Consider the following 15,012-nt stretch of genomic DNA (forward strand, 5'->3'; position numbering starts at 1 on the left):
TTTCGTCATTCCTGTTGCTTACTATCCTTATCACTCCTCCTGCACGGGGTTTCAGGTTCACCATATTTGTTATTTATCGCTTGGCTAAACGTTCGACTTTCTCTTCTAGCTCAAGCGGGTCAACCATATGAAAGGTATCCATAATATATCCATTCGTATCTATTAGAAAAACAGTTGGCAGCGCATGGAGTTCATAGAGATCTGCTGCGTGCTTATGCTCATCTAGGAGTACCGGATAAGAAATATGATTCGTCAGCACAAACTTTTGGATATTTTCCAATTTCTCTTCTGTCGCAACATTTATCCCTACAAAATCCACTTGATTCTTGTATTGCTCATAGAGCTTCCTTAACGTTGGCACTTCGACAGAGCATGCTTCGCACCAGCTCGCCCAGAAATGAACAACGAGTGGTTTATCCCGCTTGCCGCCAATCGTAGCATAGGAACCGTCTAACGTTTTCAGCGTAAAGGTTGGTGCTTTAACATCATTCGGTCCAGCTTTTCCGCGTGAACTTGCCAAATTTACGATACTTTCCAGTTTATGGACATCCAGCCGCTCTCCCTCACTCACGATGGGATCCGTGCTCTTATGAGAGAACAGTAAATATAAAGGCAGACAACTCAGTAGAATAATGCCGCAAAGTAAAATATAGTTTTTTCTCATGTACAGCTCCCCTTCCGTTACTAACATTATAGTAATCTCAAAAATAACCGTCTTTACACAATACAGATATAATGTACGTGATTCTGATAAATGTTTACGCAGCCGGAGCTCCCTAACTGGTGTACAAAAAAACAAGTCTAGCAAAAGGCTCCATCGTGCGCCATTTACTAGACTTGTCTTCCTGATTTCTTTAATATTTGCGTGTCGTAACATCGCGTTTGGCTGTGTCTTGCGCGAAGATCCCCTCTGCTGTAATAATATTGACCGGAATTTCTTTCCCTGCCGCAAGCTCCTTAGCAGCTTTAATAATTTGTGGTCCCAATAGCGGGTTGCACTCCACTGACATGTTCAGCTTCCCAGCAGTCATAGCTTGAAAAGCAAGCTTCGTGGCATCCACGGATATGACGCCAATATCTTTGCCAGGCTTCATCCCCGCCTGCTCAATGGCCTTAATTGCACCCAACGCCATATCATCATTGTGAGCAAACACATAGTCAGGTACTTGACCATCAGCAATGATCCTCGACATCAATTGTTGACCGCTTGCATACGTAAAATCTCCAACTTTCGAGGCGATGATGCGGAAGCTGGCTTGCTGAGAAAGTACTTCCTCAAAGCCTTGTCTCCGTTCAATCGCTGGGGCAGAACCCGAAGTCCCTTGCAATTCTGCAATTGACGTGACCCCGCTTACATTTTTCTTATTCTCGACAAGCCAACGCGCAGCGCGGCGTCCTTCTTCAACAAAGTCAGACCCTATGAACGTAGTCCATAAGGAATCATCCTCCACTTTTACCTTGCGATCTGTCAAAATGATCGGGATGCCCGCAGCTTTGGCCTCAGCCAATACCTCATCCCAACCTGATTCAACGAACGGCGTAAATGCGATTACATCCACTTTTGACTTAATAAAGTTGCGAATGATGGCTATTTGTCTTTCTTGATTTCCTTCTGCATTCTGGATGAGCAAATCAATGGCAGGATCTTTCCCCGCAGTGGTCATAATCGATTCCGTGTTGGCTGCACGCCAACTGCTTTCCGAGCCAACAACGGCGACGCCAAGCTTGATCTTCCTTGTGAGTGCACTCCCCGTAAGGACTTTGGACAAGGACTCCGCATGGGCAACATCCTCATTGCCAGGGTAAGCGTTATCATTTGTAATCACATGACTGCGTAAAATGATCTTCTTCGGAATGACCTTTTCTTGATTCAAAATATCGAGGGCATACTGAATCGATTCTTTCCCACCCGTTGGACTTGTTACCGTACCGCTGAGTGTGCCTTGCTTAACCAGATCGTATCCACCGTTCATTGTCTCGAGTCCATCAATGCCAATGATTTTCACATCATGTAAACCTAGTGATTCGACAGCACGATACGCCCCAAGCGCCATGGCATCACTGTGAGCAAATACGAGCTTGATATCTGGCTCCGCAGTTAGTGTACGTCTCAATTCATCTTCCGCCTGATCGCGCCGCCAATTGCCATCAATGACTTTGGTAATATGTAGCGACGGGGTCCGCTCCAAATAAGCACGAAAACCGAGACTTGTTTCCTCTACGGAAGAGGAGCCTATCGCTCCTTTGATCTCTACAATTTTTGAGTACTTACTTCCTAATAAATCAGCAGTCAACTTGCCCGACTTCTTCCCTATGGCTAAATTATCAGAACCAATGAACATCGAATAATCATACCCCGTGACACCTCGGCCAAGAACGATAACCGGCATATCCTTATAGGCCTCTTTGACGATAGGGGTTAGCTTCTCCGAATCATTTAACGAGATGATGAGAAGGTCAATTCCATAATGCAAAAGCTTCTGCACATCATTGATTTGTTTTTCACTATTCTCAGCAGCATCCGTAAAAATGAGTCTGACATTCTTATGCTTCTCGGCCTCATTGCGAATTTCATTGTACATCGCAATTTGCCTGGATTCATTCAAGTTCGGCTGGCTAATCCCAATGAGGAACTCCGTGTCAGCCTTATCCGACTTTAAGCTAACAACGCCAAAAATGGCTAGAATGATGGCAGTTAGCACCATCACTCCAAAAAATCCATATCCTAATAAACGCCTCGGTGCGTTCACATTCATATGTCTATTCCCCACGTTTTCTATATTCCAATGGCGATACACCCATCACTTTTTTAAACGTATGGCTGAAATAATGCTGTGATTGATAACCCACTCGCCTAGAAATCTCATACATTTTAGATGTGGGGTCATTCAAATACTGAATTGCTTTTTTGATTCGAATATCGGTTAGGCAGTCAATAAATGACTTGCCCAGATCTCTTTTTAACAATTTGCTTAAATACGTCGCATTCACATTCATCTGTTCGGCAACCTCAGACAGGGATAGATCTTCTCTGTAATAGTAGGTTTCCAAATATTTCTTCGTCATCATCACAATCGGTGTTAATGTATTTTCCTTGCTGAGGCTGTTCTTCAACTCATGATAAAGCGAAGGAATCTCCTCCAGCTGTTCGGTGACAACATGGGTAATGAGCATGCTGACACCTAAATATTGCTGCACCGAATGTTCAAACTCCTCATACTTCCCATGCAAACCCGTCAGATCGCTTACTTGCGAGATCGCAGCAATGAATCCCTGTTCAACGCTGAGAACCGCAGATATCGGAACCTCAGGAAGCATTTCGGTCAAAATATTTTTGATTGCAAACTCGAGCAGCTGCGGATCCCATGTCTTCGCTGGCGCATTAATCGTCATTTTGCCCAGAGATTTCACTAGAAGTAGACTGACTGATCCTTGAAAATGCAGCTGATAGTACTCATGATCTTCTTCAAACTGATCTTGAGTCAGTCTTTCCGTAATCCAACTGCGCAAAAAATCCTCCCGCATGGTCACGGCTTTGTCTTCAAATTTATGATTCATCCACTGTGTGTATCTTTGCTGAATCCGATCTTTGTTTAAAACCTCTGCTGCTTTGCTTACAACGGCTTGAAGTTCCGATTTCTGAACAGGCTTCAATAAATAATCGAAGACATTCAGTCTAACCGCCTGTTGCGCATAAGAAAATTCATCATGCCCCGATATCACAATGACTAAGCATCCAGGAACCTCATTTTGCAAACGTTCAATAAGTTCCAGTCCACCCATAATAGGCATATTAATATCGACAAACATGAGATCTGGACGTACGGTAGCAGCTACTTCAAGAGCTTGTTGGCCATTCTCAGCTTCAGCCACAACCTGTATGCCCATATCTCCCCATGGCAGCGCTTTACATAGACCATTGCGAATGCGAGGCTCATCATCTGCAATCATCAGTTTCAACATCCGTTGTCACCTCATCCTGTTTTTTTAACAACTTGTATCAAAGGATGCCTCACTTCAATAGTTGTCCCTTTGCCAAGTTCACTAAAAATCTGAAGGCCATAAGCCATACCGTAGGTGAGCTGTATCCGCTCATTCACGTTGAACAAACCGATGCCATACTGATCCGAACGCTGCTTTTCACCGCGTAAAATCTGATTTAGCTCTTCCAATTTCTCTGGCGGAATACCCGCCCCATCATCCTGAATACGGAAATAAATCATATCCAAATGTCTCTCCGCACTAATGGTGATCGTACCTTTCCCTGTTCGCGCTTTGATCCCGTGATAGATCGCATTTTCAATCAAAGGCTGCAAAATGAGCTTCAGCACAAAGTATCGGTACAGCTCTTCCGAAATGTCAAACTGAATATCCAGCTTATCCATATAACGTGACATTTGAATAATCATGTAGCTTTCAGCATGCTTGACTTCGTCTCGAATCGGAATCCACTCATAGCCTTTATTCAAGCCAATCCGGAATAAATTCGTCAGCGCCCCAATAATTTCAATAATATCGTCAGCTTCATATTCCTGCGCCATCCATTGAATGGTATCCAGCGTATTGTAGAGAAAATGCGGCTTAATTTGCGCTTGCAGCACTTGCAGCTCCGCTTCCCGCTTTTTCTTCTGTTCCACATAAACAAGATTGATTAAATTGTTAATTTCTTCCAACATATGATTGAAGCTATTCCCTAATTGGCCAATCTCATCTTTACTTTTTGGAACGAAACGCTGATTTAATTCCCCATTCTTGACATTGGTCATCAAACTCATTAACTTGCGTATAGGTCGAATGAGCGTCCCCGTAAAATACGTCGATAAGAACACTGCCAGCGCCAAGGTAATAATGGTTACAATCAGGGTGTACAGTTGAATATCCTTAACAACCTTCTCATAATCATCATTCGGAATGACACCGATAAACTTCCAATTATTCGTATTGGAGTCATTATACAGAATGCGATATCGCTGATCTTTAATCGTTTGCGTAAAGCTTCCTTGCTGGCCGTTATGCAGCATATCGCTCTGAATCCGATACACAATATTGTTCGTTGGGGCATACAAAATTTGGTCTTGATAATCGAGAATGTACATAAATCCAGACTTACCTAGTTTGAGATTCTCGAATATCGATTTCAGCATATCCATGCGCAAATCCATCAGAACGACACCTAGGATTTCATGACTTTGCGGATCCTGCACAGCGTGTACTAACGATAAGACATCGTAGGAACTGTAGTTCTGTGAGGTGGCAACATTACGTCCAATGGGATTACTAATGATCAACGTTTCACCTGGTGCTTTAATCGCGTCCTGATACCAGTCTTCTTCCGTTAGCGAGTCCCGTGTGATCCGATCCATTTCATAAGACACATAGGCCCCCTTCTGGTTGACAAGCATGATTCCGGTTACTTCCTTGTTTCTCATGGCATACATCGTCATCATTTTCGTAATCTGTGAATTGTCTCCAGTTAATGGTCCTGAAACCGTAGCCATTCTCAAAAACTGACTAGAAGATGCATCCTCACTAATATAGGAGAGTACATCTTCTAGGTGATGGATATAGAGATCGACATTACTTTCAACCTGATGAATCATTTGCAGCGTATTCGCATCTGCTTGATTTTCAGAAAAAGTGCTGTAGGCCCTGCTCCCCCATAAACTTAACGCAAGAATCGAAATGAGAATGATAATTAGAAAGATACTATTCAGCTTAAATCGGATGCTGCGATCCTGCCAGTAACGAATGAGTACACTCACCCCGATCCTCCTCTGTCGTATCTTCCTCTCTTTCCAGTTCTTCTTATACTATCATATCTCAACGGCATTTTGGATTCGCTTTTTCAACTTCTTGCTCGTGGCTGGATTGCGGTTCCTTTCTCTTCGAGCAACAATGACACGCTGTAACGCGATGAAAGCAAACAATAGGAAACCGATTACGATCTTCGTCCACCATGAACTTAGCGAGCCTTGAAACATAATAATCGTTTGGATAACGCCTGCGCTTAATACCCCAAGCATAGGACCAACTAAATAACCGAATCCTCCAGTTAGTAAAATACCGCCAATAACGCAAGCTGCAATCGCATCCATCTCTCCGCCCATCAAATGCAAGCCATAACCAGAAAGCATATAGAAGGTAAACACGATACCGCTTAATGCGGAGCAAAAACCACTGATCGTATACACAGCCATTTTCGTAGCATAGACGGGCAGACCCATTAGTTCAGCGGAACGTTCATTCCCGCCTATCGCGTACACATTGCGGCCAAATGCTGTGAATTTGGACACGTAGATAGCTGCTGCTACCGTAACTAGGGCGATAACAACACCAACCGAGATGGTGCCGCTGCCTGGCATCGGAATTCGGTAGTTCGAAATTGCGCTATAGATCGAATTGTCGATCACAATACTTTCAGGACTTATCAAGAAGCACGTACCTCTTGCCAAAAACATACCGCCTAACGTAACGATCCAAGGATGGATGTTAAAACGGCAGATGAGATACCCTTGCACATAGCCAAATCCTGTACCAAGCACCAGCACGGATGGCATCACGACAAAAGGATGAATACCTGCTCGCAGCATCACGGCTGAAATAACACTGATTAAAGCAATTAAAGAGGCAACCGATAAATCAATTCCGCCAGTAATAATGACGAACGCCATGCCCGTTGCTACAATAATTAGAAAGGCATTATCTACAAATAAATTCAGAAATACTTGCATGGAAAAAAAGCTATCAAACATCGCTGAACCCGCAGCGTACAGCGAGAGGAATAAGACAATCGTCGCTAGAATGGTGATGTTAGCCGATGTAATTCTAAATCGTAGTTTCATTAACAAGCACCTTCTTTTCACTTTTTCTATGGAATAGACTGTTTAGTTTCAACGTTAACACTTCAGATTGAACCAAGCTTACTAGAATAATCACGACAGCCTTTACGACCATAACGGATTCCGAGGGAACGCCTAGTGTATAGATGGTTGTCGTCATTGTCTGAATGAAGAGTGCCCCTAAGACAGTACCACCTAAATAGAAACGTCCTCCACGCATCGAGGTTCCCCCAATGACGACAGCTAGAATTGCATCTAGCTCGAACCATAGCCCCGCATTGTTGGAGTCGGCTCCCGTAATATTAGAGGAAACGATAATACCAGCAAGCCCGGCGCAAAACCCACAAATAATATATACCGTCAACATGATTCGGCTCGCATGGATCCCCGTAAACTCACTGGATACACGATTGGAGCCAACCGATTCCAGGAACAAGCCAAACGCAGTCTTCCGTGTGATGAAATAGAGAGCTAGGAAAACAAAGGCTGCTATAACAACTGAGAAAGGAATGCCTAGCAAGTACCCACCGCCTACAAACCGATAGGCTTTGTTGGAAATCGTAATAATTTGACCTCCTGAGATAAGTTGCGCGATACCACGTCCAACCGTCAACAGAATCAGTGTGGCAATCATCGGTTGGATCTTCAATTTAGCAACCAGTATGCCGTTCCAGAAGCCACACAGGGCACCAATCGCTAAACCTGCTCCTAAGGCGAAAACGAACGGAACGTGCTTTTGCATAAGAAAAGCAGCCAAGGAAGCCGAAATGGCCAGTACAGAGCCTACCGAAATATCAATACCTTCCATCGCAATGACTAGCGTCATCCCCAGCGCAATAATTAAAATTGGTGTTCCACGATTCAGAATATCAATGAGACTCCCGAATAAATGACCATCCTGCATGCGAATATTGAAAAAACCTGGTGTAAAAAATGCATTAAAGATCAAGATTAAAATAATACCAACAGAGGGCCATAATAACTTCTTTTGTGCCAAATTCTCATATAGGGTGTTAAATGGCTTCATCTCTGCTCCCTCCTTCTGCGATCATATGCATAATCCGTTGCTCCGTAATCTCTTCACCCGTCAGCTCGCCAATAATGTCGCGATCTCGCAGTACCATGACACGATCACAGCACCCTATAATCTCTTCCCATTCCGATGTGATCATCAGAATCGTCATGCCCTCTGCTGCGAGTGACATAATTAATTTGCGAATTTCCGCTTTGGACCCAATATCGATTCCCCGTGTTGGTTCATCCAAGATAAGGAGCTTCGGATTCGTAGCCAACCAACGAGCCAAAATGGCTTTCTGTTGATTCCCCCCACTCAGCTGATCAATGCGCTGCTCCATACTGGACGCTTTAATGTGCAGTAGATCCGTATAATGGTTGGCAATCTCCTGCTGTTTGCGTAGGGATAGCGGTTTGAACAATCCGCGTTTCGCTTGCAAAGCGAGAACAATATTTTCTCGAACCGTCAACTCACCGACAATCCCTTCAACCTTACGTTCCTCTGGGCAAAAGGCAAACCCATGTTCAATCGCTTTCATAGGAAACATGGCTCTCATCTGTTCACTGCCAATAGATAATGCTCCCTCATCGGCCTTATCAATACCAAAAATCAACTTCGCCATCTCTGTGCGCCCTGAACCGAGCAGCCCAGCGAGTCCCAAAATCTCACCTTTGTGCAGCGTTAAATCGAATGGATTAATAGAGCCTTTACGGCCCAGTTGATTCGCTGAAACCCACACTTCACTTTTCTTCATGCCAACTACTTTGCTCTTCTTCTCTTCTTCTTTCCACTCTCGGCCAATCATTTTGGAAATCAACTGCATTCTAGGAAGTTCTTCTGTTGGATACTCCCCAACAAGTTCACCATTTCGAAGCACAGTAATTCGATCCGACACTTCATACACTTGATCCATAAAGTGTGTCACGAAGACGATCGCCATGCCTTCCTCTTTCAATTTGCGCATAATGCGGAATAGCTCTTTGACCTCCTGTTGATCGAGACTCGACGTCGGTTCATCTAAAATAAGCAATCCGGATGAAATATCAACCGCACGTGCAATTGCGATCATTTGTTGAAGTGCGATGGAGAATTCAGCCAACGGCTTCGTGACATCGATTTGAATGCTAAGTCGTGCCAACAGTTCCTCCGATTGGCGATTCATGACGCCCCAATCAATCATCCCGCCTTGCTTGCGTGGCTGCCGACCAATAAATAAGTTCTCAGCAACGGAAATGTTGGGACATAGATTCACCTCTTGATAAACCGTGCTAATCCCCAATGCTTGCGCATCTTTCGGTGACTTAATGCGTACGTTCTGGCCGTTAAGGATGACCGTGCCTTTATCCATCTCATAGACACCTGTCAAAACTTTAATCAAGGTGGATTTTCCTGCGCCATTTTGTCCCATCAATGCATGAATTTCTCCTCTACGAAGCTGAAAATCCACATTCGTTAAAGCTTTGACACCAGGAAAAAATTTACTGACTCCACTCATCACTAATAAGGGATGTTCTTGCATATGGCACTCGCTCCTCTATCGATTTATGAAACGAAATCAAGAGCATCGAATCCGCTCTTGATTTCGTTTTCTCTCTATGACTCCTGTATCTTGTCAACCAATTCGATTAGTATTTACGATTAGGAAGCGCGTCGATTGCTTTTTGGCCAGAGAACACGTCTTCATTGGATTTAATCCATTTCGGTACAGTTTTACCTGCTTTCAAATCTTTCGCAGCTTGATATAATTGTGGCCCTAACAACGGGTTACATTCTACTACCGTATTCAATTTGCCAGCTTTAATCGCTTCGAAAGCTTCTTTAATCCCGTCAATGGATACGATTTTCACATCTGTACCTGGCTTTTTGCCCGCTTCTTCAATCGCTTGAATCGCGCCTAGAGCCATGTCATCGTTATGTGCGTAAACGCCTTGAATGTCTTTACCTTCTGGCGATTTCAGAATCGCTTCCATCACTTGTTTACCTGTTGCACGATTGAAATCACCGCTTTGGGATTTGACGATTTTAATGTTTGGATGTTTTTTCATTTCATCATCGAAACCTTTTTTACGATCATTCGCTGCACTCGCACCAACTGTTCCTTCAAGCTCAACTACGTTCCCTTTGTCACCCATGTGCTCGGCCAACGCTTTAGCTGCATTCTGACCTTCCGTGATAAAGTCAGAACCGATGAAGCTTGTGTACAAATCTTCGTTTTTCTTATCAATACCACGGTCAACAAGAATAACTGGAATTTTCGCATCTTTTGCTTCTTTTAGAACCGCTTCCCAACCTGTTTCAACAACAGGAGCCATGGCAATAACATCAACCTTTTGGGCGATAAATGAACGAATTGCTTTGATTTGGTTCTCTTGCTTCTGTTGGGCATCGGAGAACTTCAAGTCAATCGTCGGATCAGCCTTAGCTGTATCTTGAATGGATTGTGTTTCGGCACCGCGCCAGCCGCTTTCTGCACCGATTTGCGAAAAACCGATGACAAGCTTGCTGTCGGCTGCTTTCGCTGGCGCTTCCGATGTTTTTGCCGTATCAGGCGCTTTCGTTGCCGAAGTTGTTTCTGTTTTGGTCCCGCATCCGGATACCAATGTAGCCAAAACCGTTGCTGCCACTAGGGCCCCCATGAATCTCTTTTTTTGCACCATTTGTGTTTCCTCCTCTAATTAAATGCTTACAATGTTATTGTAGCTTTATGCGTTGTGAGCGTCTTTACACGCAAAAGTCATTTTTTGCACTATTCCGTCATACCCACTGAAAAGTGAGGCAAAGATGTCAAAAAGGGCAGATCTCATGGATCTGCCCCTCTCTGTAACGTGCTGAACCTAGTCTATGTTATTGAATAATAGCTCTTGCTAGTGCCGCCAGATCGACAATATCAATGACACCATCATGGTTCAAATCTAACTTCTGTATTTGCGCCCAATTCGGACTGGATGCGGATAGGCCATAGCTGAAGGCTAGAATAGCAAGATCGCCAATACTTACTTTGCCATCAGCATTAACATCCGGCGAGTTTGACGTTCCGCCGCCTGTTACTTGTATGTTAAAAGCGATAGGTGCCAACAACCTCTCCACGCCTTTTGAATTGGCAATTCGCACTGGAGAAATCGTAATGCTCGCATCGTTAGTCGCTTTAAGTGCTTTCCAATGTAGCGTTAACAAATCGCCATCTGTGGTTACTGTATTCGCTGCGCCTAGACTAGCCAGCAGGATATGTGCTTGCCCTGGAGCTACCTTTTTAAAACCAAGAACAGCAAGACCTTCCTTCTTAGAAACCGCCGATTCAAGGTCAAGTTTATCCGCATCATAGTTAATGAGCAGATCCTGAGCGTAAATCGCGTCTTCCCCTCTACTTGATACATGGGTCAAGCCATAATTCATCTCAAATTGTTGACCAGCTTGAATGGCCGTCGCACCCGACAATTTCCCCGTTACTTGATTCGTATCGATAACATTTGGCACATCTGCCTTGTACATCGTTAGATAGTCCACATTCACATTACCAATTGAACTATTATCAATGCGATAACTGATGACGTTTTTCCCTTGTTGCAAGCTCAATCGTTGCGAATCGGTAAACCATTCATCCCAGCTTATCGCTGTTTTATCGGGTGCAATTGATTTTACATATTTGCCATTAACATAGACATTCACTTTGGCTCTGCCAGGCAATTGCGTTGTCGGATTATTGGTAGATTCCCCATTCACTTGAACCCCATAAGCATATCGTGTACCAACGATATAATCACCGGTTTCCTGTGCCTGTACGACGAAACTAGCTTCAGCTCCAGATGTTGTCGGCAAATGAATATATCCTGTTCCTTGATAGTTGGCATGTGTAGTGTCCGAAGTAATATCACCGTAAAGAACCGCATTTTCAGCTTGATACATATCCCCTTGACCGGGATCTCCAGAAGGTAGGTCTTGCCATTCATTAGGTGAAACGGGCTGGCCAAAGTTAGGTGTTCCATCTGGATTCCAATCTAATTTCTTGATATTCACTTCACGCCACCAATTGCGTCCTGTATCTTTGTACACGCGTGAATGATAGATCATCCAATCTTCCGTGCCGTCAGGAGACTTCACAAATCCTGCTCTAGCAGGACCCGATACTTCACTCGTTGCTACGAAAACATCATTCGTGCGCGACCATGAACTCGGATTCAATATATTCCCATCGGTGTTCATAAAATAGGACAACCGATAGCCATTGGACGCGTAATCACCTTCTGACATGGTGATAAATACTTTGCCGTCTTTTTGTAACACACGTGGACCTTCCCCGCCTCCGCCTGGTAAGAAGGAGCGATCCACTGAAATCGTATACGGATTATCCATAGGTGCAATAGCGGGTCCAATTGGTTCACCTGCACCTAACGTTCCCCACACGGCGTACAATTGTCCTTGATGCTCAAAGACTGTAAAGTCATTCGCTTGCTTATTAACACCATTCTCACCGGCATAAATCGCCCCTTTATCTACGAATGGGCTTTGCGGATCCGAAGTGGTAGATTCCAAAACGGTCGCCATATGTTGATAGCCGTAATCCTGCCGATCTGCACAATAGTAGATGTACCATTTGCCATTAAAGAAAAAGATTTCGGGTGCGAAGATACGCGTTTGTGACCCGAGTGAATCAAATACAAGTACCTTTTCACCTTGATCAGTCAGCGTGCGCGATTTGGATACATACACTTTATTGTTGGAGTCCAAGTTGCTCGAAGATACGAAATAATAATAACCATCATGATACGTGACGAAGGGATCCTGCCCTTGATAAAGCGGGTTGTTAAACTTGTTAAATACCGTCTTGCTTGTGACGCCCAATTCTTTCATAAAAGCGGATCTGGCAACGGATACGTTTTGGATCGCTTGCGAGAGCAGCGCTACCTTTTCATCATCCGTCATAGCTTGGGAATCAATCGTGTTTAGCGTTGTCTCGGCAGTAACCTTTGTTGCTTGAAGGTCATTTAAAGCACCTGGGGTTACTTCGCCTGCAAAGTTGCCCGTTAAATAATCAATCTTTTGTATTTCTGCTGTCAAATCCTCTTTCTTGGAGGGGAGGATATGATCAGAAGGCAGATACAGCGCTGATTCGGGCACGACTTCTCTGCGTTGACTTGCGCTTTCCCACTCCATGCGCAGCCAAGATCCGCCCCAGCCCTGCAGATATTCAACTTTGATATCATAATGCTTGCCTGCTTCTAACGAAATGGCAACACTATCCTGCGGGACATCCCATGTTTGTTGCCAGAAGTCAATAATCTTCTCGCCGTTAATCCATAATCGGAAACCATCATCGCCTACCATATGGAACGTGTAGTCCTCTGTAAATTGGGGGACAATGGTTCCAGTAAATCGCGCTGTATTATAATCGGGTGTTCCCGACAATTGGTTAAAAATACTTGTAAACGAATCCCCATTTAGATTAGCAACAGCTCGTTCTCCACGAAAGTTATCGAAGTTAAACACCGTTATATCTTGTCGATCATTTGGATTTTTCTCACATTTGTAGAAATCTCCCATTAATCCATGACCATCCGAAGTTGGATCTGCTGCACGAACGTTCAAAGGTACGTTTACTGTGCCGGTGACAAGGATGCAGGCCATGAGTATGCCGATGATTGCTTTTTTCATTTGTTGCTCCTCCTACGTTCTCGTATTCATTTCTATGGCTACATACTAATAAAACATCTGATTGGATTGCTAAACTTGCCTACCTTGTTCCTCCTTCATCCATACTTAACATCTGCTTTAAACTTAGCATATTTATCCAAATTTAGATTTGTAATATCCCGCTCTTTTGTTCAAATTTCATCCTTTACTTCAGCCACAACTTCTACTTCTACTTCTACTTCTTCCATCTATTCACTAAATATCTCTGAAATCAGTAAAATTAGATGTATTTTTTACATTTATTTGAAGAGCCTGCTACTCAACTGACCATACTACTTCTCTTTTTCCACTCCCCCCAACTCTACTCGTAACCAAAACGTCTCCCATCATCACACCTTGTTTACTTTGGAGTGCGCTACACTTCGCCATGAAAAAAAAGCCTCCAGGGTTAGTACCCTAAAGGCCTTCTCTGTACTACTTCTTTGGCAATAAGTCTGGCGTCTTCAAAATGTTATAAATCAGCATCGCTGCTTGCGCACGATTTGTTGAATCTTTCGGGTGAATCCCATCCCCGTATCCGTGAACCAGACCCAATTTGACCAAGGTGGATACACTGTTTAGCGCATAGTCTGAGATATCCGCGACATCGTTGAACGGTTGTAAAGCAGCTGCGTCTTGTTGACTAGCTAGTTTCGTAACTTTAGCCAAAGCCCGCTCAGTAAGTACCATCATGTCTTCTCTGGTTACAGAAGCTTGTGGATGGAAGAAATTGCTCTCATCTCCTTCGACGATCCCCAAATCTCTGGCTGTGTTAATGGCTTCCTCGTAGTATTTCCCTTGCTCCACATCCGCAAAGTGTGCTCCCGCAGATCCCTTCAGATTCAGCGCTCTCATCAATAGAACAACATAGTCTGCACGCGAAACAGGAAGTTCTGGGCTAAACACACGATCGCCAGTACCGTTTACAACACCTTTGCCCGCTAAGTAGGCTATCGCTTCTTCCGCCCAGCTGAAGTCACTTAAATCATCAAAAGGCTGCGAGCTGTCGATTTGGAATTCAGCCTTCGCATCTGGCTGCTGATTGGTACTAGCAAGGTGTGAATCGACGGATTTCACTTTACTTAGTGACATTTCAGCTTTTCCTTGACCAATCGCCTCGAACACCAATGTGTACAACGTTTGATCGCCACTGTCCCCCTCCACTTTCCCGACCCGTGTATGAGCCAGCTGAATGTTGTTATCCTTCACGACATAAGGAACGGAGAAGCCTGGGATTTGTGTCGTAGCGGTTTTCAAAGTAAGTAGTGACGCGTCAAAGTCCACATTCAATTCATACGCATAAAGATCCTTCAACTCATGTCCTTTAATGAGCACTTCGACTTTCTCCCCTTTGGATGGACTTGGGTTTGAAAGTGTAAGTGTGTAAGAAGGCGTTGTCGTTTCTGTTGCCGCAAATGCACTAGGAAGTACAGCACTTGACGTCGTAATTAGCATTAGACAACCTACAAACCATTTATGAAATTTCATGTC

10 protein-coding genes are annotated in these 15,012 nt (G+C 44.1%); all 10 read right to left on the reverse strand.

Annotated features, from left to right (window positions below; translation table 11 throughout):
• Positions 1-73: 73 nt before the first annotated feature.
• Positions 74-664, reverse strand: coding sequence for a TlpA family protein disulfide reductase (locus ASL11_RS14410; RefSeq protein ID WP_162261639.1), 591 nt, complete (start codon positions 662-664; stop codon positions 74-76).
• Between the two features lie 190 nt (positions 665-854).
• Complete coding sequence (locus tag ASL11_RS35845) at positions 855-2,756, reverse strand: substrate-binding domain-containing protein (RefSeq protein ID WP_200962431.1); 1,902 nt, start codon at positions 2,754-2,756, stop codon at positions 855-857.
• A gap of 4 nt (positions 2,757-2,760) precedes the next feature.
• Positions 2,761-3,963, reverse strand: a complete 1,203-nt coding sequence (locus ASL11_RS14420) for a response regulator transcription factor (protein WP_056615270.1) — start codon at positions 3,961-3,963, stop codon at positions 2,761-2,763.
• Between the two features lie 11 nt (positions 3,964-3,974).
• Positions 3,975-5,762: a cache domain-containing sensor histidine kinase gene (locus ASL11_RS14425; protein ID WP_056615273.1), complete on the reverse strand. Its 1,788-nt coding sequence runs from the start codon at positions 5,760-5,762 to the stop codon at positions 3,975-3,977.
• Positions 5,763-5,813: 51 nt separating this feature from the next.
• The gene (gene yjfF / locus ASL11_RS14430) at positions 5,814-6,842 is read right to left on the reverse strand and encodes a galactofuranose ABC transporter, permease protein YjfF (protein ID WP_056615278.1); all 1,029 of its coding nucleotides are present in this window, start codon (positions 6,840-6,842) and stop codon (positions 5,814-5,816) included.
• Positions 6,826-7,866, reverse strand: a complete 1,041-nt coding sequence (locus tag ASL11_RS14435; protein WP_056615281.1) for an ABC transporter permease — start codon at positions 7,864-7,866, stop codon at positions 6,826-6,828. The genes yjfF and ASL11_RS14435 overlap by 17 nt, the downstream gene beginning before the upstream one ends.
• Positions 7,853-9,373 carry a sugar ABC transporter ATP-binding protein gene (locus ASL11_RS14440; RefSeq protein WP_056615283.1) on the reverse strand — a complete coding sequence of 507 codons (1,521 nt, stop codon included), beginning with the start codon at positions 9,371-9,373 and terminating at the stop codon, positions 7,853-7,855. The genes ASL11_RS14435 and ASL11_RS14440 overlap by 14 nt, the downstream gene beginning before the upstream one ends.
• A gap of 106 nt (positions 9,374-9,479) precedes the next feature.
• Complete coding sequence (locus ASL11_RS14445) at positions 9,480-10,511, reverse strand: ABC transporter substrate-binding protein (protein ID WP_056615286.1); 1,032 nt, start codon at positions 10,509-10,511, stop codon at positions 9,480-9,482.
• Positions 10,512-10,698: 187 nt separating this feature from the next.
• The gene (locus ASL11_RS14450; protein ID WP_056615287.1) at positions 10,699-13,503 is read right to left on the reverse strand and encodes a family 43 glycosylhydrolase; all 2,805 of its coding nucleotides are present in this window, start codon (positions 13,501-13,503) and stop codon (positions 10,699-10,701) included.
• A 453-nt stretch (positions 13,504-13,956) separates the two neighbouring features.
• Complete coding sequence (locus tag ASL11_RS14455; RefSeq protein WP_056615290.1) at positions 13,957-15,009, reverse strand: S-layer homology domain-containing protein; 1,053 nt, start codon at positions 15,007-15,009, stop codon at positions 13,957-13,959.
• Between the last annotated feature and the right edge of the window lie 3 nt (positions 15,010-15,012).

It is taken from the genome of Paenibacillus sp. Soil750 (genome assembly GCF_001428045.1).
GTDB lineage: Bacteria > Bacillota > Bacilli > Paenibacillales > NBRC-103111 > Paenibacillus_E > Paenibacillus_E allorhizoplanae.